The following is a 23,908-nucleotide window of genomic DNA, read 5'->3' as shown; positions in this document are numbered from 1 at the left end:
AGAGACGCCTTTTCTTTGTTTATTTCTGACTGAGCACCTTGTTACCCGTTTCTACCTCCCGTTTCAAAAACACAAAACCATTTTTCCGGTATAGCTCTTTCAATTGATCATATTGTTTATAATTCTCTACCCTATCTACCTTAGTCACAAAATACACCGGTTTGTCGATATTTCCTGTTAACAACCAGGCCTCATCATAGGAGTGCTGATTAGTCGGCTTTTCTTTATGGGTATAAAAGAAATGCCCATAGCTCCAGTATCCCAATGTGGTAACATAACAATCCTCTCCCTGTCGCTGCTCGAAAAATTCGATCGCTGCTGCCTGTGAGTATTTCTCTACTTTAGGGACGATGATCGCTGCTGCGAGGAAGATAACGATTCCTGTTCCTACAAAATAGGTAGCTGCCGCCTTTAAATATTGCTGTTGCTTCAGCTGGCGCCAGCCTATGACAAGCGCAACCAGCAGCAGTATACCCACAATACCTTCCCAGCCGCTCCATTTCACATCAGCCGCCATGTTGGCCTGTGCAAAAGTATCATGAACGTAAGGAATCAGTTGTTTGATATTTAAAGCAATCACTGCAACCGCAAGTATTACCACGCCAATGATTGTTCCAAGGATACTTGCAGAAATACCTGCATATTTCTTATAATCCATTTCCTTAATATCCCACTTATAAAAGGTGTAGGCAGCCAGGAAAGAGATCGGGAACCAGGCCAGCGAAGAATAATGGATAATGCGCGATTGTACAATGGTAAACAGGATCGTTACCACCCAGAACAATAACAGCATCCAGATCTTAAAATCTTTATCCGCCTTGCTGCTGTAGCGGCCTTTAAAGAAAGCCGGTATGGCAAAGAGAGAAGCCGGGAAACAGCCGATGAGCAATACCACAAAATGATAGCCGAAAAAGCCTTCCTGTCCGGCATCATGCGTCGTGAACAGGCGGTACTGATATTTCAGGAATTCCGTAATAAACCAGGGACCATTCTTTGCCGTTTCATACCCATACCAGGTTACTGTCACCAAAGCGGTAACAACCAGAAACAACAACGCATGCCACCAGTTGAAAAAGAACCTGAACCTGTTATATACAAAATAACATCCCAGCACCAGCAGGAACACCATCAGTGCCACCTGCCCCTTGGTAAGAATCGCCAGGCCCATAAAGACACCTGCCCATACCGTATAATATACCGGTTTTTTGTCCAGCCCTTCTTTTTCAAATCCATTCCGCTTCCAGTTGTACAGAATGAAATAATAGAGTGATAAGAAGGTAAACAGATTAAACCATGGGTCAATAATACCTGACTTAAAATACATATTGGGAAACAGGGATCCTCCGAAAGCCAATGCCCACAGGATACCAAATTTCCTGTCGTACAACCGGGTACCACATATGTACAGCACCACCAACGTTACGATCCCGCATAAGGCGTTCGGAAAACGGGCTGCAAATTCATTGATGCCGAATATCTTCATGGATATGCTCTGCATCCAGAAAAACATAGGCGGTTTTTCCCAAAATGGCTTGAAATTGACATAAATCCGGGTATAATCATCCAGTTTCAACATTTCCCTGGAACATTCAGCAAAATTTATTTCGTCCCAGTCAAATAGATGAACCCTTCCGAGAAAAGGAATGAAGAAAAGCGCCGCAATCACTGTCAGCAATAGGATACTCGAGAGTTTGGTTGTACGCATATGCCAATTGTGTAAAAGATAGTAATGAACAAATATAAATCCATTAACTATCAATTACAAATTATCAAATCTGTACCAAAACGCTATACCGAACAACCCGGAGGAACCATCGTCCTATTTGTTAACCAGCGAATCCTCCAGATTTATTACCCGACGTTGTGCATGTATAAACCCTTCCAGCTGTTTTGTACCCGGCAGCTTATCCCGTTGATACTTTTCAATGACGGGCAAAGTCTTTACTACTTTTACCATAATATAAAGGTCTGAAATCCTGTCCTCGTTCCTGGTAATGGTATCCATTAACGAATGATGCCTGGCACTAAAGGTTTTGTAATGTTTTTCACTGTCCGCCATCATTACCTTTAACTTATCCCGCAGCACGGTGTCCTTCATTTCTGACATAGTCCTGGCAGCATATTGATAATAGGCCGCTATTTTATCATCATACCCCCTAAATGAGGCCGTTGAGTCATCCTTGCTGCTGTTAAGGTCCTTCATCCCTTCTTCCAGCCTGGCTAAAGTGCTGTCTTTTTCTGCCAGTTCCATATAAATGCTCTCAATCAAATCATCAGGCCCTCTTTTGGACAAGATTTCATAGGATGATTTACCCTTATCCTCCAGGGCTTGGGGAGTCTGCGGCGGAGGTACCTTCTCCGGGCGGTTACTATCGCAGGAAGCCATTCCGAATACTAAAGCGAATAGGAGAAATATTCTGAGTGTCATATTAGAGATATAGGTTTTAAGATAAAATGTGACAATTAAAATAATATAAAATTCAGTTGGCCCGACACCTTAAATAGGGCAAGATAAATTTCTGCATACCTATTCCACATTTAACACTACTTTAAATGTACTACAGGATCTCCTCAAATGTCCGTAAACAGGCCATTTACACTTACAACGCTCCAATACCGGACTTTGATTGTCACCAGCAGGATATTAACTTGTGTTAAGTCAAAATGCACCGCTCTTACCAACAACCAGGAGATAAATTATTGACACTGTCTACCTTTTTTACTAATTAAAATTTAAATCGAATCCCCATACCCAAATGCAGTTACACATGATGAATGCAATCCGCTATACTATATTAAGTTCCACATTGTCACTCTTTCTGTCGGTACCCGCTATTGCCCAGCTAAAAGAGGTAAACGTAAATACCAGCGAAGTACAGACATTAAGAGTGGATCCTTTGAGCGCCAATGGCGGCAATGCCGCTGATATTTTTGAGGAAATAAAATATATCCCTTTAGAAACTACTCCCGAAAGTCATTTTGCCCAAATCGGTCAGCTGATCCTCATTCATGGACGCTATGTAATCTTAGACCCATCCACAAACTGTATCCTGATCTTTACGGAACAAGGGAAGTTCATCGCCAAAATAAAAGGTAAGAAAGATCTGCCAATACTTAAATTCCAGGTCAACAGATGGCGACATGAAATAGTATTCAGTAATGATTTTTTTGAAACACTTTCCTTTTATAGCCTGGATGGCACTTTTATCAGAACTCAGGAAAATAATGACCCGAAAAACACCGGCGTACTTAACTTCTGGTTTGATTATATTGCAGCGAATACCGTACTTAGTTACGACACCTACCGCGATACCAAACCAGACTCCAAATTTTACAGGCCTTATTCCAGATCATTAGTCCGTTATGCCAAAGAAGACGGCGCTGTTACGGCGACGGGATTTCCGTATAGTGAAGCAGAAGCAAGTATTGACGCCAGTTATACGCCAATGGCTCCGCTGTTTTACACAGGCAACGACACCACCCGTTTCTTCGCCAAACCGTACACCTACGATATCTACACGATATCTCCCAATGCCATTGTCCAGAATTACCATATGGTATTCCCGGCCAGCATGTCATGGCCAAATGACTTCTTAACAAATAACCAATTATATTCCAAGAGGATAAAATTCACACAAACTCATCCAAACATTATTGCCGAACTGAGTTATGTCTATAAAGTCAAGGATAACCTGGTATTCAGGTTATGGTTAATGGAGCATGGAAAAGAAAATTTTTTAATGCTAAACCTCGTATCAGGTAATCTTATTGCATATCAGCACATCTCTCCGGATATTTCTTCCTACTACCTACCACTGTACGACGAAAATGAGTTTATACATTTTGGTCTGAATTACTGTGATGGCACACATATTTATACCTGGCTCACCAGCCACAGCATGTTCGATGCTTATAAAAACAACCAGGAAAAGCATATTAAATACAATGACGAATTATCCGCCTACTTCTCCAAATCAGGAAAAGACGATAACCCCGTTATTGTACGGCTTAAATTAAAGAATGAGTTGTAATCATACTTATCATCGCTGAATGAACATCATCCGACTTATTACTGTACCGACGTTGCTACTATGCTTTTCCTTTAAATTATATGCGCAACAGAAAGATTCATCTGCCGTCATTACCAATGCCGGCAAAGCGACAGGACTGGTATTTGACCAGCAACACCACCATGTAATGCAGGCCGCTACTGTTTCTATCTACCTGGCAGAAAACGCAAAACTGCTACGCTTCCAGCTAACAAATAACTGGGGCAAATTCAATATAGACAACCTACCTGTCGGCAAGCCACTACGGCTTGTCGCCAGTAACGTTGGCTACAAATCTGCCACGAAAGACTTCATTATAACTGACACCATAAAACCTCATTCCTTCGATACGATCGTCGTAGAGCGACAGACAACAACCTTAAAGGAAGTAGTTATAACGGAGGCACCGCCACCTATTCAAATGCGTGGCGACACACTGGAATTCAATTCCGCCGCCTTTAAACTCGACACCAATGCCGTCGTAGGCGATCTGCTCAGAAAACTGCCAGGAGTAACCGTTTGGGGCGATGGCGCTATCACCGTAAATGGCAAAAAAGTCAGCAAATTATTTGTAGAAGGTAAAGAATTCTTTGGAGGTAATCCCAATATTGCACTGAACAATCTTGCTAAAGATGCAGTAAAGAAAATTCAGGTGTATGAAGATAAATCCATTCCTGACAAGGTGGACAAAAATACCTACATGAATGTTGTGTTGGGGAAAGATAAAAAAGATGGATATTTTGGAAAGATAGGCATAGGACGAGGTACCGGCCAACATACCGATGCTACCGGAATGATGAACTACTTCTCCCCTAAAAGCCAGGTGACAGTCGGCGGTGTTTATAACAACGTAAATAAAACTGCCGGTAACCTGGAAGCATTGACAGAACAAGCTTCCTTTCAGACAGATGAAGCCCGTAATCAATACCTTGCCGATTTCAGAAAACCAGGAAAAACAACCTTCTCCGCATTCGGTGCCACAGCTGCATACGACTTTGAAGACCATATAAGTAATCCTGCCGACAGCAATCTGCTACAGGCAAATTACTACTTCCATAACGGCAATACAGACATCACTCAGGCAACGCAGTCTGCCACTAAGATTGACGCAAATAGTACACGCTATCAAAACTCCAACTTCATCAATCATAATAATGCCGATAATCATGCCATTAACGGGAATTATCAGCGAAAAAAAGATTACGTCACCTTTACCGCTGATGTCGATGTCAACTATAGCAATACCGGCATGCATGTGATGCAGCAGGATTCCACCTTCAATGCAGCAAACACGCTAAAAAGCAACAGCTTTGATCAGCAGGACAGCAAAGCGGAAAGAACGAATGCTACAGGCGAATTCAGTCTCAATACCAAAAGATACTGGACAGGAAACGGCAGTGTACCACATTCGACAGACATGGACCTAACCTACACCTTTAACAGGCAGACCAGTAACAACACGAATACCCATCAAAATACATTTCTCTCCGACGACTCCGCTGCTAACAGAAAAATTGACCGGCTTTACCAACTTAAAAGTACGATCAACTCCCATGTAATTAAGTCAGTCATCAAAGGCTTTAATAAGCGCTGGAGATATTATCCTTTTGTTGACATCGACATCCTGAATCAACTTTCATTTCAGCAAAATGATAATAATAACATCGTCAGCGATAACCAACAAGGAAAATATCAGGTATATGAAGCGCTGACAAATATTAACAGAGAACGGAAATGGGACTACCAGACAGGGCTGAATATCGGGAAAACAATTACTAAACGCTGGGCCGGTAGTTACAGAAAGGACCTGACGATTAACCTCACTGGAAAAGTGCAATTCTTCAATCTGGACAATAGCTCGCAGAAAGACTTTCAGCAGATCAGTCGTTTCTATTCCTATTTCATTCCTGCTGTCAATATTAATCGTATTTTTGATCGTACAGGGTTATTTACCAAATCCTATTTCTTCAACTATAACACAACGGTCAGATTCCCTACCTTACAGGAACTTGTACCGCTGGTCGATGATATCAATGTTTACTACGTAGAAACAGGCAACACCCGGTTAACACCTGCCTATACACATAACTTATCATTTACGTATCACTTCAATAACAAATCTCCCAATGAATTCCGTAACGATTTACAAGCTGGAGCTGTATTTACAAAGCATGTAATTACGGGTAATGATTATATTGATAGTCTGGGAAGAAGTAATCATCACCTCATAAACGCTGATGGCAGCAATAGTTACAGACTGAACGACCATTTCGCGAAAGCATTTAAACTTGGTAACAGCCAGTTCCAATGGAGCACCGGCATCTCCTTTAACTATTCGGAAACGCCAGCGGTACTAAACGGGGTCAGTTATAAATACAAATCGTTGTTCAGCATATTCAGTACAGACCTGGCTTATGATTTCAATGATATATTAAAGGTGAAGATAGGAGAACAATATCAGAATAGTCAAAGCAAACAACATGATCTATACCACTACAACACCAAAAACCTGGTATTATTCTGTAATGCTACTCTAACTGTCATGCATAAACTGACATTACATACCAATGCTGATATTAACTCACTGACAACTAATTATACAGGCAACCAGGTTTTCACCATATGGAATGCTGATATCGCTTACAGATTGCTGAAAGGCGCCAATGCTGAGATTAAATTTGCCGCACTGGACCTCCTGCATCAGAATAAAAACCTGATCAATACCGCCATAGGAAATACGCTTTCCAGTCAGACGGTGAATACATTGCAGCAGTATTTTATGATTAGTGTAGCATATTACCCGAGGATGTTTGGGCTGAAGCGGAAAAAGGGTTAGTTATTGGATGAAAGATAATATATCCCTGATGCATCTATAAAGACCAGGGATACTGAATTTAAATCCCCTACCTTCGCCTAAACATCTTCCCCATGAGTTTCTTCAACAGAAAAACTACCTGGACAAATACCGAATTCATCCCCTTCAAGTTATGTATTGCCAGTATATACGTGATCGTTGGCGCTTATTTTCATGAATTCTTCAGCAGATATTATATCCTCTGGTGGAGCATTTTCGCAGTCACTGTTATCTGGACGGTTGCGCTGTGGCTGAAAAAGATGAAGCAAGACAAATAACTCTTCAAGACAACTTTCCATGGATTCTATCCTGATCTTTATTGCTAAAGCAGTACTTTAGCGGCATTCCTATTAATACCTGTACACATGAAAAAGCTACTGATCGCCGCCACGGCCGCCCTTCTTGTATCCGCTTCCGTATATGCCTATACGAACTACAGCAGCAAAACCGCTGCCGCTACCTGTACCGGGTCCAAAAACTGTAATGCCTGCAAAAACTGCAAATACTGTAAACATTGCGCCAAAGAAGGCGGTAGCTGCGGCGTATGTAAATAACTGATACCTTTCATGTAAAAGTCACCCTACTTCATTGCATTCAAAGGCGCAAGGCCTTATATTGCAGTAACTTAGTGACTATGAACATGAAAAAATTCAGAAACGCCACCATGGCGGCCTTACTCCTATGCGCCGCTACACCTGGCAATACTTTCGCCCAGAAAAAGCCCAATATTATTGTCATTTATGCCGATGACCTGGGTTATGGAGACATCAGCTGCTACGGCATGAAGAAAATCCATACCCCCAACATCGATAAACTGGCGCAGCAAGGCGTCCGGTTTACCAACGGCTATGCCACCAGTGCCACGTGTACGCCTTCCCGTTACGGCATCCTTACCGGCCGTTATCCATGGCGACAAAACAACACCGGCATCGCCCCCGGCGACGCTCCACTGATTATCCCCACCAATCATAAAACCTTACCCGGCATGCTCCAGGATGCCGGCTATAAAACCGCTGTCATCGGCAAATGGCACCTGGGCATCGGTACGCCCGGCACCACCACCAACTGGAATACCGAACTCAAACCAGGGCCACTGGAAATAGGCTTCAACTACGCCTTCATCATGCCGGCAACGCTGGACAGAGTACCCTGCGTGTTCGTAGAAAATCACCAGGTGGTAAACCTTGACCCTGCCGACCCTATCACGGTCAGCTACCAGTACAAAGTAGGCAACGACCCTACCGGTAAGGAAAACCCGGAAAAACTACGTATGCGCACGGACCCACGCCAGGGACATGATCAAACAATCATCGACAGCATCAGCCGCATCGGATGGATGACCGGCGGCAACAACGCCAGATGGAAAGATGAAAATATCGCCGGCATCATCACACAGAAAGCCATCAACTTCATCGGAGAAAATAAACAGCAACCCTTCTTCATCTACTTCGCCAGCGGCGATATCCATGTGCCACGGTACCCGCATAGCCAGTTCAGAGGCAAAAGCGGTATGGGACTCCGTGGAGATGCCATCCTGCAGCTCGACTGGACCGTAGGCCAGATCACGCATGCGCTCGACTCACTCGGACTTACACAAAATACCATGATCGTATTCAGCAGCGACAACGGCCCCGTACTAAATGACGGCTACCTGGACCAGGCCGCCGAACTCGTGGGCGATCACAAACCCGGCGGCCCGCTCAGAGGTGGCAAATACAGCTCCTTCGAAGCAGGTGCCCGTGTACCGCTGATCGTTAAATGGCCCGCAGCCATTAAGCAACCACTGGTCTCCGACGCGCTGATCGGTCAGATAGATTTCTTTGCCTCCTTCGCCGGGCTGACCCACCAAACCATCGCCGATGGCGACGCCCCGGACAGCTTTGATATGCTGGCACAGCTATTGGGCAAATCCAAAAAGAGCCGGCCGTATATTATTACGCAAGGTGGCCCGCTGTCGATCATCATGGGAGACTATAAATATATCACCCCGTCTAATGGCCGCAAACTGGCGGAAGACGTGAATATTGAGCTGGGCAACAATCCACAGCCACAACTTTATGATATCAGAAAAGATATCTTCGAAACAAAAAATCTCGCAGCCACAGATACCGCCAGGGCCAATGCCATGGCAGCAAAACTTGCTGCAGTAAAGGCCGCCAGCGGCAGCAGATAATATCATCTACCTCCATCCGCCGGTAAAATATAATACCGGCGGATGTTTGTTCTACGCCCCCTATATCTCTCCTGCTTATTCTATCGCCCGCTGATCAACCTTTTCAAGGGCTGGGTTGTTTTCTTTCTGGCACTGGTGACCACGACTTTGCTGCGACAATGCCACCGCCTGAAATAGATTAACCCTATTTCGTTATAAGATTAATCGATTGTAACTATATCTATAAAGTCCTAATTTCGGTTTCCCAAGACAGTTAGCAATCTGGCTGGTCCGAACAGGCCGAGGTCAGGAAAATTATTTCACTTATAGAATAACCTTTTAACAATGGAATCTAACGACATCAGCAAATGCCCTTTTCATGGAGCAAAAAAACAAGCCGTTGCCGGCGGCGGAACTACTAACCGCGACTGGTGGCCAGAGCAACTAAAGCTGAATGTGCTTCGTCAGCATGCTCCATCCTCTGATCCTATGGACAAGGATTTCGACTATGCCGAAGCATTTAAACAGCTGGACCTGGAGGCTGTAAAAAAAGACCTCCATGCTTTGATGACTGACTCACAGGATTGGTGGCCTGCCGATTTTGGGCACTATGGTCCATTGTTTATCCGTATGGCGTGGCACAGCGCAGGTACCTACCGCGTAGGTGACGGCCGCGGTGGCGCCGGAGCCGGACAACAACGCTTCGCCCCGCTCAACAGCTGGCCGGATAATGTTAGCCTGGATAAAGCCCGCCGACTCCTCTGGCCTATCAAACAAAAATATGGTCGCAACCTCTCCTGGGCCGATCTCCTGATCCTTACCGGCAACATCGCCCTCGAATCAATGGGCTTCAAAACCTTTGGCTTCGCCGGCGGACGCCCGGATGTATGGGAACCTGATACCGACGTTTACTGGGGCGCAGAAACAACCTGGCTCGGCGGCGATATCCGCTACGCAGGCGGTGATGAAGGTGTTGTAAAAGATGGTGGTGTCGTAATTGCTGATGATAAAGGTGATGGCCAGATGCACGGCCGCAATCTCGAAAATCCACTCGCTGCTGTGCAGATGGGTCTTATATATGTAAACCCCGAAGGACCGGACGGTAACCCCGATCCTATCGCCGCGGCGAAAGATATCCGCGATACCTTCGGCCGCATGGCCATGAATGATGAGGAAACCGTTGCCCTCATCGCCGGTGGCCACAGCTTCGGTAAAACACATGGCGCCGCTCCTGCAGACCATGTAGGCAAAGAACCCGAAGCCGCAGGCCTCGAAGAACAAGGCCTCGGATGGCGCAATAGCTACGGCTCCGGCGTAGGCGCCGATGCCATCACCAGCGGACTCGAAGTTACCTGGACAAAAACGCCTACCCAATGGAGCAACAACTTCTTCGAAAACCTCTTCGCATACGAATACGAATTAACCAAGAGCCCTGCCGGTGCTAACCAATGGGTGGCAAAAGATGCGGATGATATCATCCCGTTTGCTTTCGATGCTTCCAAAAAGCATAAGCCTACCATGCTCACCACTGACCTCTCTTTAAGATTCGATCCTGCATATGAAAAGATCTCCCGTCACTTCCTTGAAAATCCGGATGCGTTCGCAGATGCCTTTGCACGTGCATGGTTTAAACTGACCCACCGCGATATGGGCCCGCGTGCCCGCTACCTCGGTAAAGACGTTCCTTCCGAAGTGCTGATATGGCAGGATCCTATCCCTGCAGTAGACCACCCGCTGGTTGACAGCAAAGACGCAGAAGCACTGAAAGCTAAAGTGCTGGCCTCCGGACTCACCGTTCCACAGCTGGTATCTACAGCCTGGGCTTCTGCCTCCACTTTCCGTGGCTCAGATAAACGCGGTGGCGCCAATGGCGCTCGTATCCGCCTGGCACCACAGAAAGACTGGGAAGTGAATAACCCGGTGCAGCTATCCAATGTGCTGGACAAACTGGAAGCTATCCAGCAGGAATTCAACAAAGCACAAACTGGCGGTAAAAAGATCTCCATCGCTGACCTGATCGTACTCGCTGGTAATGTAGCGGTAGAAAAAGCGGCTAAAGATGCCGGCACCAACATCACCGTGCCATTTACCCCTGGCCGTATGGACGCTACCCAGGAACAGACGGATGTTGAATCTGTTGGCCACCTGGAACGTGTAGCCGATGGTTTCCGTAACTACCGCAAACGCTACTCCCGCCTGGTTTCTACAGAAGCCCTGCTGGTAGATAAAGCACAATTACTTACCCTCTCCGTTCCTGAAATGACAGTGCTGGTAGGTGGTATGCGTGTACTCAATACCAATGCTGATGGCTCTGCCAACGGCGTATTTACCAAAAATCCAGGCACACTTACCAACGATTTCTTTGTAAATCTGCTGGACATGAACACTGCCTGGAAAGCTGCTTCAGAAGATAAAGAACGCTACCAGGGTTATGACCGTAAAACCGGCAAACCTAACTGGACAGGCACCCGCGCCGACCTGGTATTCGGTTCCAACTCCGAACTGAGAGCAGTGGCAGAAGTATACGGCAGCGGCGATGCAAAAGAAAAATTTGTCAAAGACTTCGTAGCAGCATGGACAAAAGTGATGAACCTTGACAGGTTTGATGTGAAGAAATAAGTCTGATTTATTAGCAGATAATCTGGTCTGGCGGCGGGTATTATACCTGCCGCCTTTCTTTTATGCAGATGCCTGTGTTATTTTATTAATTATTATTGAGAGAAATCACCTTTAGATGAACCGATGCCTATTATTACTGAGCAGCATTTTATTCTTTTTTTTAGACAGCCACGCCCAACAGACAGTTATAGGCCGGTCGCTCCCTTCACAGCCAGATACGCTCAACGTCCCGGAATACTACATGGATGGGGTGAAATATCCCTCCATTGAGGCCATGAAGGTAGAACCTAATGATCTTTGTGAGTTTAGGATAGAAAAGAAACCGGGATCACAAATCCTTTATGGCACAGGCCCCGATTCATGCAAGATGGTCATTTTGATCACAAGGCCTTATGCCCGGCAACAAGCCTGGGAGAATATTTCCGCACTTTCACCTGCCTACAGTAAGGTTGTTCCAACAGCGGCGCAAGCGCTGAACGTAGTCTATATCGTCAACGGCAAACTGGAATCAGGGACCTGCCTGAATGCTCCACGAGAGGTTAACAAAAAGAACCTAATCAGCATCTCCATTATTAATAAAGACAAACTGCAAAAGAAATATGGGGTAATGGACAAAGATCACGGTGTTATCATTAAATACCGTAAAAATGCAGCCACCAGGCATTAGGCCGCATCATGCTTCGTCCAGCGTAATGCTTTCACATCATACCCAAGCGCTTTGGCTTTGGTAAGAAATCTCATTTTTACATTTTCCGGAATAGTGGTTGTGCGGGAGAAGATCCACAGGTAGTGCAGGCTATCACCGGCTATCAGTGCATAATCATAGGCATCGGTGATATCGATCACGTTATGACCTACATACATGAAAGGAAAGAATGATATCATGAAACGGCCTTCAGCCTTGTCTTTCACGAATTTCGCCTTGCCGTTGAAAATCTTCCATTTCTTCAGGGTTTCATCAAAGCCTTTGCTGTCTACTTCTATTTTCCCACCGGGTTTCAGTGAATAGGTGCTGCTGACATTGTTCATGTGGCTTTCAAACCGGTAATCCAGATGAGCCAGCTCATACCAGGTACCCAGGTATTTTTTAAGTATAAAAGGCCTTACCGCAGTAGCGCCTTTAGGAATGGAAACACTACGTCCTTTTACATAGAGGAATACTCCTGCCGCCAAAGCGGCGCCAGTGAGTAATTTCCGACGCATAATCATGGCTGTCCCAATTAAACTTTATGATGATCCCGGCACTGCGACTCTCTGCAGCTGCCGGCTATTTTTGTTGTAATTACTTACTTAAAAATGAAAGGATAACACCCGTATTTCGTACCGTAATGAACAACAAATTCCAATTTACTTTGCAAAGGTAAAATTCTCTTGCTGAATATCTTCAAACCATTTTCCATCTGCCGATTTTGTAAATACCAGCGCCTCCGTATAGGCCGCTGCTTCCCGGGCTGTCAGCTGATGACTCCAGGAAACCCGCTTTGCCGGCTGATTCCCCTTCCCGGTATTTTTATACTCGCCATAGTAAACGGTTTGCTCATTCTGCGGATTACCCCAGTTGTCCCAGCCCGCAGCCTTGATACAAGCCGGCAGCTCACAACGGAGAAATACCGTTTTGGCGTCACCGCGCCAGGGCCTGCCCAGACTCACCGCCGTTACGCTGCTATCGGCTGTTACCTTGCAGTCGGCAAACACATAGCCATAGGCATTTCCTTTGGTGGTACTGGCTGCCGTGATAAATGAATTAGCCTTACAATGAATGCGGCAGTTGCGGAAATACGCTGTAGCCGGCCCAAAGATAAAGTCGGTGGTACCCTCAATGTAGCAGTCTACAAATAATTGCCTGGACTGTTCTCCGCCGGTAAAAATCGTATCCTGATGCCCCAGGAACCGGCAGTTGCGGAATACTGCCCTGTCTGCATCCACATACAAGGCCACCGCCTGCCCTACCGGCCCTGCGGCATTAACGAAAGTGATATTCTCTGCCAGGAACCTGTTACCGGAAATTTTAGCGGTAAAGCTGGTAAAAGTAGTCAGCTTACCGCGGCCGCTATAGTCGTTGAAGGTAATAATCGTGCTGTCCACGCTTTCGCCCACAAACCGTACATCCGTATTCGTTGCCGGCAATTCTATCTTCTCATTATATACACCATTTTTAATATACAGCACGATCGGCATCAGCGGATATACCCGCATAGCATCAATGGCATCCTGGATATATTTAAAATCGCCGGAGCCATCTTTCGCCACTGTAAATTTATATTTATACTGATGCGGGTTAGCTGTTTGGGCACTGGCAACAACAGCACAAATGTTAATCAGGCATAATAAAATGGTAATACGAAGAAAGAATCGGTACATAACGTGGCATTTTTTTTATAACTGCCTAAAATAAGGATTAGGAAGATAAAAATGAAGCCCGTAGCAGGTTTGTTTTTAGAAAGATGTTAACGGCTACATTCAAATCCTTCCCACAATGCATGATCATAAACTTGCCAGCTGCTATCACTGATCAGTCGCTTATATACATACTCCCTGTCTCCCTGCATGCGATAATATTCCAGTGTATCTATACCGGAATTATCTTCCATACTCGCCGGTGGCAACATTCTAACGCCTTCCCGTAAGATAAGTGAATCATCTTTCCAGACATATTCTTCTTTAAAAAAAGTCGAATACCAGCTACCAGCCCAATAGGCACGTACTACATGCAATTCAGGCACATAAGTAAAATTCGGATGTTTACAATGTGGGTAAACTTTCAATGATCCATTGGCGTCACTCAGCACAGGTACGCCTACATAGTTGCCATTGGCCGGCTCGCCGGATACCAGCAAATCCGTATAGCCGTCGCCGTTCAGATCCGTGGTATCTATCCACCCTCCGAAATACCGGAAGGGCAGCGTATCAACCAACCACCATTGGCTGTTCTTACGGAGGAGCATACACGTAGTATCTGACTGATAGATACCTACGAGATCATGCTGCCAGCGGTATACCCGCAAATAAGCGCCGGACGTATACCCTACCAGTGTATCGGTAGTTATATCACGCCACAATCTGTTCAAACTATCTGGTAATGGTTTGAGTGTAAAAGTTTCAGGCATGGCAGTGCCATGGCAGGCTGCCAGGTACAGCGCTACAGCCAGCAAAAAGCGTTTCATAAGTATTGGGAATTATTTAGAAGCAGAGGGATTTATCTATCTGAAAATTGGTGGAAAATAATTGTAACAGAACGTTACGGAGGAGATAATAATTCAGGTAGATAATTTAGGAGGAGACGTCGATGTTTGTGTAACAAAATGATAATAGCAACCTGTTATCTTCAGGAGAATATACAAATGCAACGCGCGTGCAATTGCTTGACCATGGCCTTCTCTGGCCAGGTACATCGGATAGGAAATCATAAAGGGAGAATGTAATTCAAGGTATGTATTTCTTTAACATAAAAAAAATCTTACTGCAAAAACAGTAAGATTTTTTTTATGTTATCAATACGATCAATGCTTTACTATCAACCCCTGTTCCGGCACATACTTATCATACTCCATCTGTTCAGCAATTTTCTTCGCCACCTCTTCACCTCTCAGCCGCGCCACCAGGTGCAATGCGCCGTCTATTCCTGCTGAAATACCGGCAGTGGTAATCACTCTTCCATTATCTACATATCTTACATTATCCAGCACCTTAGTACCAGGCAACATATTTCGCAGATGCTGGATACTATTGTGAAAAGTAGTGACAGTAAGCCCGTCAAGTAACCCTGCATGTCCCAATACAAAGGCGCCCGTACATACCGAAAAATAACCTTGCGTCTGCGCATCCCTCGACTTGATCCAGTTAATCACCTCAGGGTCTTTGCCGGCTACTTCATCATCGCCGCCAAAAATGGCAAAGAAATCTGCCGCCGGTGCATCGGCAATGCTATAATCAGGAACCACTTTCATAATACGCTGTACGGTAACGGGAGACTTCGTTTTGCCTACCGTAAAAATATCGAAACCGGCATAGGAAAATACTTCCATCGGCCCTGCGAAATCCAGCACTTCTGTGCCTTCATAAAGGTAAAAGCAAATACTATATCGCTTAGGCTTCGCTTCTTCCGCCTTCTTATCTATCAGCTTCATATGACAATGCGGACAAACACCCGGTTTTGTGAAAGTAAGCGTATCACAGGCACCACAGGGCGGACAAACATAAACAGGGCCCTTTTGCTGCGCCAGCGCCCACAAAGGAAAACATAACAAAAAAAAGAGTAATCGTTTCATATAGAACTATTGTGTCCCAAAGGTAGGAGTGCCACCACCTATAAATAAGGACAACCACCAGTCAAATCAGGCCAACCTTCCCCTACCCGCCTGTTTCGCCAGCAACCGAAGCTCACCCTGACTGCTGATACCACTGGATTGCGCCACCCACGATAACTTGTGACCTTCTTTCAGCAGCTGCAACGCCTTTTCCTGGCGCAGCTCTTTGATATACTGCCCGATGGTAATGCCTGTCACCGTTTTAAACAGGCGGGTCAGATTACGGGAAGAACTAAATACCAGTGCTGCCAGATCATCAATAGTTATTTTTTCAGGCAGATGATGGGCAATATAGTCCTGCACCTGATGGACCTGGTGATTGATATGCTGCCGGTGTTGCAGATGCACGCTCTGTTGCGTAGCAGCCCCATCTCTGCGTATATAGATGACCATATCCTTCGCTACCTTGTACGCGAAAGCAGGGCCATGGTCCTGCTCTACCAGGTACAATGCCAGGTCAATACCGGTGGAAATCCCGGCACTGGTAAAGATATTGTCACTCTGCACGAATAGCCTGTTTTCCAATACCTGCGCTTTAGGGAAATGCTCCTGTAACGCAGCAGTATACCCCCAATGTGTTGTACAGGGCCGCCCGTCCAGCAATCCGGCTACCGCCAGCGCAAACGCTGCCGTACATACGGAACAAACGGTGGCTCCGGTAGCAGCTGCCGCCTGTACCCATGGTATCCATTTCATATCATCCGCATGGTTCCATTTAGACAGGTCCATGCCTGCCAGCATAAGTATATCCGATGACGTGATGGTGACAGCCTCCAGTGGCTCCAGGTTGGTAAAAGATAGTCCGCAGGACACGCCCGCCTGCGGATACGGGGACACGTACCGCAGTTCATATGGCTGTCCGCAGCAGCCCGACTCATAAAACACGGTTACAGCCCCGGCCAGGTCCATCAGGTGTACCTGGTCAAACAGAAAAAATATTACCCTTCTGGTTTCCATAAGGCTAAGATAATTAAGTTAAATGCGTCTTAAATCATTTGACTGCATATTCGCTACATTCATTTTTACCTTACTTTGGCAGTACATTTCCCCTATAACCCTGGCAGCAGTATTCACAATATCAATAACTGGTTTATGCGTTACCTCGTATTTTTAACCACCTTATTAACCCTGGCCCGTTTTGCCGACGCCCAACCCGCACCGGATTACCATCAGCAGCTTACTGTCATCGAACAGCAAATGGACGATGCATGGGCTACCTGTGATGTCCCGAAGATCATGAGCTACTATGCCTACAAAGCCGTACGGATGCCGGAATACAGCCATACACTTTATGGCCGCTCTGCTATTGAAACCTATGTCAGGGCATGGATGGATTCCGCCAAAGTGAGTAACTGCCAGCATGAAATAATAGATATCCAGGTGCTGAAAAATCACCTGATAGAAATAGGTAATGCCAAAGCCACTATTCTGCTGGGAAAAAATGAACCCTACCTCTACGAAACCAAATACCTGCACGTCTGGGATATTTCCAATCCGCAGCGGCCGGTGCTGATCGCAGAAATCCAGGGCTCAGTAAAAGACCTTGCCAGGAACGTATTACCAGCTATCAGCATTCTGCAGAAAGCTGTTCCCTCCCCTTCTAAAAGCAGCTTACTGGAACGCATCAACGAAAAGAATGAAATTTTTGCCCGTAACGTCATGACTGCCAACGGTGCCGCCATGGGCGCACTCTATACAGCCGACGCCATCTATATGCCCTATTACCGCAACCTGATCAGCGGCCGGGAGGCTATCAGTAACTATTATGTAGAACATGAAAGTCCAACCGTCACCAAAGACCATGTTAACATCGGTATTTCTTCCCTGATAGACCTGGGCGATTTTGTTATCGCCAACGGATTCTATCATGTGCACTGGAAAGCTGGCAGCAGCGAAGGTGATGTGGATGGGAAAAGTATCAATATATGGAAAAAAGATGGTGGGGATTATAAGATGTTCAGGCAGATGGTCGTGCACGATTAATCGTGCTGATAGCCCTTTCTGAGTATAGGTATATGTACGAAATAATAAAACAATGCACCGGCAAAATAGGCCGCTACGTCCATCCAGTCGCCGGTATACACCGATGATAGCCGCGGCATGATTCCTTCAAAAACGACGGATGTATAAAGCGCAATAAACAACAGATATCCCAGCGGGTAATGATAATCATCTCTCCTGACGATTACCCCGGCAATAAAAGCAGCACTTATATGCGCCATTACAGGCACCGCGATGAAGTCTGTCAGATGGTTATTCAGCCATCCGGTGGGCACGTGAAAAGCACGGCATAAATGAATGATGCCCCAGCAAAGCAGGTAACCCAGAAACAACGGGTCTGTCCATCTCTTCCAACTCATAATACAAAGGCGATGGCTGTTACCAGCAGTAAGCTGACGCTACCGAACATGATGGCAAACAGGATAAACCCCGAATTCTTTAGCGTACGCATCCATACAGGATCTGATTCTTTTACCGGTAAAACGCTGTTACGCAGGCGTTTCAATAAAGGTATCTCCTTTTCTCCGGCCTTCTCTGTTGACGTTTCCATAATTGTAATTTTATACTTTAGGACAAATGTACTAATTTTTATTAAAACTACCATTTATCGGACAAGAAAAGAAAATGGGCAAGTGCTTAATTATAATTTTTCATTTTCGATTTCCTGTATACAAGGAAGAACTCCTCACTGCCACGCCTATATTAAAAAAATAACGTTTCATGAGTCAGAAACTAAAAAAAAATATTAATGCACTTGAAAATGATGGAGGAAGCTACTATCTTAGTAGTTACTAAAAAACTGCTTGTAGCCATAGTAAATCATAAATACTACCAGAAGTGATAAGGAACAGATAAAATCCCTATTGCCAAAGTAAGGAACAACCCTATTGGGATGGTGTTTTGAACACATGATGACCTATGCAACCAGATCTGCTTATGTTTTAATTATTTGCTTGAGTAATAGAAAATCTATAAGGAAGATGTATTAAAAGCTGACTTTAAATCTGTAATTCCTGGCAGCAGGAACCGAAAATCAATTATTTATCAATAGCTGTAATTACCTGTAGCAACAACGATTGTAGCGCTACTAATGCTCCTATGCTGATAAGTACTAAACCGTAACCAATTATCACCAATTCTAAAACGTTTACCATGAGAAAAAAACTCAGGTTATTAACGATCCTGTCGTTAATAGCACTGTCGCTACCCCACCTGGTGTATGCACAGCGGGTAATTACCGGCACCGTTGTTTCCAGTGAGAAGGAAGCCCTGCCCGGTGTAACCGTTCGCATAAAAAGCAACAACGTCAACACCAGCACAGATGCACAGGGCCACTATTCTATTAAAGCCAACCCTGGCCAGATACTGGAATTCTCTTTTATAGGATACAAAAGCCAGACGGTGGCTATTGGCGGCGTTAATAAAATAGATGTTATACTGGAATCTTCAGAAACAGGACTCAACGAGGTAGTTGTTACTGCACTGGGTATCAAAAAGGAACGTAAAGCCCTCGGATACTCCGTACAGGAAATCAAATCCGGTGAGCTGATGAAAAACAAAGATCCCAACCTCATCAACTCATTAAACGGTAAAATAGCTGGCGTAAACATCACTAACTCCGGCGGTGCTCCCGGCGCATCTGCATCTATCATCATCCGTGGCGGTACCTCCCTCGGGCGCGATAACCAGCCACTGTTCGTGATCGATGGAGTACCCATGAACAACTCCACCGGCCAGGGTGATAACAGTGCCTTCGATGGCTCTGTCAACCTCTCCACCACCAACAGCAACCGCGCTATGGATATCAACCCGGAAGATGTGGAGTCTATCTCTGTGCTGAAAGGCCCTGCTGCCGCCGCATTGTATGGCCTCCAGGCAGCGGCTGGCGCGATCGTTATCACGACCAAAAAAGGTGCGGAAGGAAAAGCCATTATCTCCGTAACCCCACGCTATACTTCCAATAGCGTTAACAAACTTCCCAAACAACAAAGTAAATATAAACAAGGCTCTTCCTATACCGGCACTTTCAACGACCAGTCGGCTTTTTCATGGGGACCCGAATTTGCACCCGGCGAAAAAGTATATGACAACATGGGCGACTTCTTTCAGACCGCCCACGCTTTCGATAATAGCTTTAACGTTTCCGGGGGTACGAAAAACAGTAAGTTCTTCCTGTCTGCCTCTAACCTGAAACAAACAGGTATTGTGCCTACCACTTCCTACGATCGTTCTTCTGTACGCTTTAATGGCGAACAGGTGGTTGGCCGCTTTACTTTTGGCGCGAATGCTACCTATGCTATCAGTGAAACACAGAAAACCCTCACCGGCAGCGGCTTATGGGGATCCGGAGGTACTGGTTACATGGAAAGCATCATCATGTGGCCAAGAAATGACAACATGAAAAACTGGCTTAATCCGGATGGAACCAAACACCGCCTGATCCCGGGTATATCCCTGGATGATGATAATGACAACCCTTACTGGCTGATCAACAAAAACCCGCAGGCCGACCAAACCAATCGCTTCCTGGGTAGTGTATACACCAGTGTAAAAGTTACCAACTGGCTGGATGCAACCTATCGCCTCGGCCTCGATAACTTCACCACTAATTTCAGAAGTCTCACCAGCCCCGGCTCTTCTGTGAAGCTGGCCTGGCAGAATGGTATGCTGTCCGAGTCCAACAAGCGGTACAACTTTGTCAGCGGTAACTTCATGCTGAACTTCCATAAACAGATCAGCGATTTCGACCTGAGTTTACTACTGGGACATAATACCGAAGATTATAACACCAGAACTATTTCAACCCGTGCAGAGAACTTTATCATGCCGGGACTCATTTCGCTGAACAACGCTTCCAATGCGAACAGATACGCCTACGATAAAATCAGCAGAAAAAGATTAATGGGCATGTATGGTGAATTCCGCGCCGGATACCGGAATATGCTGTATCTCGGCATTACCGGCCGTAACGACTGGAGCTCTACCCTCCCGCTGATGTACCGCTCCTTCTTTTACCCAAGTTTCAGCGGCAGCTTTGTCTTCTCTGAGCTAATGAAAGATGATCCTATCTTATCCTTCGGTAAAGTACGCGCCTCATGGGCACGTGTAGGTAAAGACACCGACCCGTACGTAACAAGCACCGCACTGATCGGCCCTGAATTAACTATCGGTGGCGGTTACCGCAATGACCTGACACAGGGAAACCCTAGTCTGCGCCCTGAACATACCGATTCCTATGAATTTGGTACAGAAATGCGCTTCCTGAAAAACCGTATCGGATTCGATTTCACCTGGTATAATAACAGAAGCGTAGACCAGATCGTTTCACCAAGGGTAAGTAACGCTACCGGCTATATCCTGAAATCTGTAAACGCAGGTCTGATTGAAAACAAAGGAATAGAGCTGACAGTAACAGGTACGCCCGTACGTAAGGCGAACCTCAGCTGGGATGTTACGCTGAACCTCTCCCATAATACCAGCCGTGTAAAACAACTGCCTGGTGCTATTAACATCCTGTATGTCACTGATGTGCAGGTAGCCAATGCAAAACCAGCCTCTTTCCCTCAAGGCTATTTCATGGGACTGAGTGGTTCTAAATGGGTAACCGATGCTGCCGGCAACCTGATCCTGGATGCTAAAACCGGCCTGCCAACAACAAGTACAGATCTTACTTCCCTTATAGGTAACAGGGAACCTAAACTGATTGGTGGCCTGAATAACAGCATCACCTATAACAACTTCAACTTCAGCATGCTCTGGGATGTCCGTGTAGGCGGCGACGTTTACAATGGTACCGAATGGCTGATGACCTACTACGGCCTGAGTGAAAGAACACTGGATAGAGGGCAGTCTGAAACCTTCACCGGCGTTGCGTTGAACCAGACAACCGGTAAATACGAACCCGTTACCAAAACGGTAGTAAAAGATGAAAAGTATTACAGAGATTATTATCTGAAAAATGCACCTTTCTTTGTTGAGTCAGTTAACTGGGTACGTTTACGCTCGGTATCCCTCACCTACGCAATGCCAGCTAAACAGCTGAAACGCATCCCTTGGCTGAGAGGCGCTTCTGCAACTGTTTCCGCCACTAACCTGCTGCTGTTCACCAACTACAAAGGGATGGACCCTGAAACCAGTGCCGCTGGCGCAGGTGTTACAGGCTCTGGCTCTGCAGGCTTCGACTATGCCGGTGTTCCTGCCACTAAAGGATATGCTGTTGGCTTAAACTTCAAATTCTAAATCCCGGAGAATCATGAAAAAATTATTAATCATCATAGGCTTAGCCGTCACTTTTACCTCCTGCAAAAAATGGCTGGATGTCAACGATAATCCCAATTCGGCCACAACAGATGTTCCTACTGCCGAACTGCGTCTCCCACCACTCATCAGCCAGTTCGCTTGGGCATATGAGGCCATGGGCTCACGTTCCGCCTTCCTGACACAACAGGTCGCATATACCAATTCTCCAACCATAGCTAACTGGAAACTTACCACCTGGCTTTCTGAACCGTCTGGATCTGCCAGGTATCCATGGCAGACCTGGTACACTGCTGCTGCGGTAAACGTAGATCCCCTGATCACCGCCGCCAAAAAAGTAGATGCATGGCAATATATAGGTGTCGCCAAAATCATCAAAGCATGGGGATTTGCTACCATGGCCGACTTTTACGGCGTCCTGGTGTACGACCAGTTTGCTGATCCTACTACCTATACGCCTAAATACGAAGATGCATCCTACGTACAAACAAAGGTACTGGCACTGCTGGATGAAGCCATCGCCGACCTCCAGAAACCGCAAGGACCACAAGCCCCTGCGTTGTCAAAAGGTGATATCCTGAATAATGGTAATCTGGATAGCTGGATCAGGCTCGCCTATGGTATTAAGGCAAGATGCCTGAATCATCTTTCCAAAAAAGCAGAATACAACCCGCAGACAATACTTGACCTGCTGGCTAAAGCACCACAGGCAGATAACCAGAGTACCATCTTGCAATACGTAGATGAAGTGGGTGTAAAAGATGATTCTAAAGCATCACAGCAATATGGGAATATCGGCGCCTCTGCCTCTACCAGGTTTGCTAAACTGTATGTGGATTACCTGAATAATAATTATACCGGCGCTCCTACCGGCGCCAATAACATGCCGGATCCCCGTATAGATACCCTCCTGCCAAGAAGGAAGGTCGGAAACAGCTGGTACAGCACCGTAGGTGTAAACGTAGCCACATCAGCAGGCCCGTCAACATCACTCGCCTATACTAAAGCCACCGACCAGTTCACCAATGGCGACTCTGCTTATGTATGGATACTGAAGATCACCGCTATTTCAAAAGATACGCCACGTGTACTCTCTACAGGTTCCTGGTATACCGCCAGAGGTGCTAAGGCGCTGTTATTAACCAATGCGGAAATGCGTTTCATCGAAGCGGAAGTAAAGTTCCGTATGGGCAACAAAACGGATGCACTGACTGCCTACAAAGCAGGTATACGCTCCCACATGAATATCATGGGTATTAATCCGGCTTTAATCGACGCATACCTGTCCAGCACATCTGTGGTACAGGACCCGGGTTCACTAACCATGAGCCATATCATGATACAGAAATTCATCGCCATGTCTTTCTCTCCTGAAAACTGGGTAGACATGCGCCGCTTCGACTACTGTACCAGCGCTGGCGTATACAATGAAGCCGCTGGCATCTACAAAGGATTTCAGCGCCCGTTTGCCGTGAATACACAGGCTTACCCTGCCGCTACAGACTGGCCCCGCCGTTTTTGTATGGCCAGTTATGAAACAGACTACAACTTAACTGAAATGTTGAAAACAGAACCGGATGTAACCAAACCTACCTATCTCAGTAAACCAGTATGGTGGGATAAACCGTAATAAATTACCATCAATAAAAAAACCTACGCTGTTAGCGTA

Annotated in this window: 19 protein-coding genes; 10 read left to right on the top strand and 9 right to left on the bottom strand. The window is 45.9% G+C overall.

The genetic code is table 11. The annotated features are described in order from the left end of the window. Positions 1 to 19: 19 nt before the first annotated feature. Together F3J22_RS11260 and F3J22_RS11255 are read right to left on the bottom strand one after the other, a co-directional pair. Positions 20 to 1,705 (bottom strand): glycosyltransferase family 39 protein, encoded by a 1,686-nt coding sequence (locus F3J22_RS11260; protein WP_167017133.1) that lies wholly within the window; start codon positions 1,703 to 1,705, stop codon positions 20 to 22. 114 nt (positions 1,706 to 1,819) lie between these two features. Next, complete coding sequence (locus F3J22_RS11255) at positions 1,820 to 2,428, bottom strand: hypothetical protein (RefSeq protein ID WP_167017131.1); 609 nt, start codon at positions 2,426 to 2,428, stop codon at positions 1,820 to 1,822. Between the two features lie 340 nt (positions 2,429 to 2,768). Between F3J22_RS11255 and F3J22_RS11250 the strand changes: the two genes are divergently transcribed. The 7 genes from F3J22_RS11250 (at position 2,769) to F3J22_RS11220 (ending at position 12,341) form a co-directional block, all read left to right on the top strand. Next, entirely contained in the window at positions 2,769 to 4,031 is a 1,263-nt protein-coding gene (locus F3J22_RS11250) for a 6-bladed beta-propeller (protein WP_167017129.1), read from the top strand. Positions 4,032 to 4,050: 19 nt separating this feature from the next. Then, complete coding sequence (locus tag F3J22_RS11245; protein WP_167017127.1) at positions 4,051 to 6,885, top strand: hypothetical protein; 2,835 nt, start codon at positions 4,051 to 4,053, stop codon at positions 6,883 to 6,885. Between the two features lie 92 nt (positions 6,886 to 6,977). After that, positions 6,978 to 7,181: a hypothetical protein gene (locus tag F3J22_RS11240; RefSeq protein WP_167017125.1), complete on the top strand. Its 204-nt coding sequence runs from the start codon at positions 6,978 to 6,980 to the stop codon at positions 7,179 to 7,181. 87 nt (positions 7,182 to 7,268) lie between these two features. After that, positions 7,269 to 7,457 carry a hypothetical protein gene (locus F3J22_RS11235; protein ID WP_167013029.1) on the top strand — a complete coding sequence of 63 codons (189 nt, stop codon included), beginning with the start codon at positions 7,269 to 7,271 and terminating at the stop codon, positions 7,455 to 7,457. Between the two features lie 80 nt (positions 7,458 to 7,537). After that, a complete protein-coding gene (locus F3J22_RS11230; RefSeq protein ID WP_240155036.1) occupies positions 7,538 to 9,076 on the top strand; it encodes an arylsulfatase in 1,539 nt (512 codons plus the stop codon). Positions 9,077 to 9,400: 324 nt separating this feature from the next. After that, positions 9,401 to 11,674 (top strand): catalase/peroxidase HPI, encoded by a 2,274-nt coding sequence (katG, locus tag F3J22_RS11225; protein ID WP_167017123.1) that lies wholly within the window; start codon positions 9,401 to 9,403, stop codon positions 11,672 to 11,674. 115 nt (positions 11,675 to 11,789) lie between these two features. Next, entirely contained in the window at positions 11,790 to 12,341 is a 552-nt protein-coding gene (locus F3J22_RS11220) for a hypothetical protein (RefSeq protein WP_167017122.1), read from the top strand. On the opposite strand, the gene F3J22_RS11215 is transcribed toward F3J22_RS11220, so the two are convergent. The 5 genes from F3J22_RS11215 to F3J22_RS11195 form a co-directional block, all read right to left on the bottom strand. Continuing rightward, a complete protein-coding gene (locus F3J22_RS11215; protein WP_167017120.1) occupies positions 12,338 to 12,877 on the bottom strand; it encodes a lipocalin family protein in 540 nt (179 codons plus the stop codon). The genes F3J22_RS11220 and F3J22_RS11215 overlap by 4 nt on opposite strands. 144 nt (positions 12,878 to 13,021) lie before the next feature. After that, entirely contained in the window at positions 13,022 to 14,035 is a 1,014-nt protein-coding gene (locus F3J22_RS11210; protein ID WP_167017118.1) for a pectinesterase family protein, read from the bottom strand. An 86-nt stretch (positions 14,036 to 14,121) separates the two neighbouring features. Next, positions 14,122 to 14,838 (bottom strand): FG-GAP repeat protein, encoded by a 717-nt coding sequence (locus tag F3J22_RS11205; RefSeq protein WP_167017116.1) that lies wholly within the window; start codon positions 14,836 to 14,838, stop codon positions 14,122 to 14,124. 336 nt (positions 14,839 to 15,174) lie between these two features. Then, positions 15,175 to 15,942, bottom strand: a complete 768-nt coding sequence (locus tag F3J22_RS11200; protein WP_167017114.1) for a DJ-1/PfpI family protein — start codon at positions 15,940 to 15,942, stop codon at positions 15,175 to 15,177. 66 nt (positions 15,943 to 16,008) lie between these two features. Then, positions 16,009 to 16,938 (bottom strand): GlxA family transcriptional regulator, encoded by a 930-nt coding sequence (locus F3J22_RS11195; protein WP_167017112.1) that lies wholly within the window; start codon positions 16,936 to 16,938, stop codon positions 16,009 to 16,011. Between the two features lie 75 nt (positions 16,939 to 17,013). On the opposite strand from F3J22_RS11195, the gene F3J22_RS11190 reads away from it, so the two are divergent. Next, entirely contained in the window at positions 17,014 to 17,964 is a 951-nt protein-coding gene (locus F3J22_RS11190) for a nuclear transport factor 2 family protein (RefSeq protein WP_167017110.1), read from the top strand. Here the strand turns inward: F3J22_RS11190 and F3J22_RS11185 are convergent. After that, positions 17,961 to 18,341: a hypothetical protein gene (locus tag F3J22_RS11185; protein WP_167017108.1), complete on the bottom strand. Its 381-nt coding sequence runs from the start codon at positions 18,339 to 18,341 to the stop codon at positions 17,961 to 17,963. The two genes, F3J22_RS11190 and F3J22_RS11185, sit on opposite strands and share 4 nt — an antisense overlap. Further along, entirely contained in the window at positions 18,338 to 18,532 is a 195-nt protein-coding gene (locus F3J22_RS11180) for a hypothetical protein (protein WP_167017106.1), read from the bottom strand. The genes F3J22_RS11185 and F3J22_RS11180 overlap by 4 nt, the downstream gene beginning before the upstream one ends. A 602-nt stretch (positions 18,533 to 19,134) precedes the next feature. On the opposite strand from F3J22_RS11180, the gene F3J22_RS11175 reads away from it, so the two are divergent. Then, complete coding sequence (locus F3J22_RS11175; RefSeq protein WP_167017104.1) at positions 19,135 to 22,221, top strand: SusC/RagA family TonB-linked outer membrane protein; 3,087 nt, start codon at positions 19,135 to 19,137, stop codon at positions 22,219 to 22,221. 13 nt (positions 22,222 to 22,234) lie between these two features. Continuing rightward, positions 22,235 to 23,869 carry a SusD/RagB family nutrient-binding outer membrane lipoprotein gene (locus tag F3J22_RS11170; RefSeq protein ID WP_167017102.1) on the top strand — a complete coding sequence of 545 codons (1,635 nt, stop codon included), beginning with the start codon at positions 22,235 to 22,237 and terminating at the stop codon, positions 23,867 to 23,869. Positions 23,870 to 23,908: the final 39 nt, after the last annotated feature.

The organism is Chitinophaga sp. Cy-1792 (assembly GCF_011752935.1).
In the GTDB taxonomy this organism is placed as follows: Bacteria; Bacteroidota; Bacteroidia; order Chitinophagales; family Chitinophagaceae; genus Chitinophaga.
This window is presented reverse-complemented; position numbering and strand designations above follow the sequence as displayed.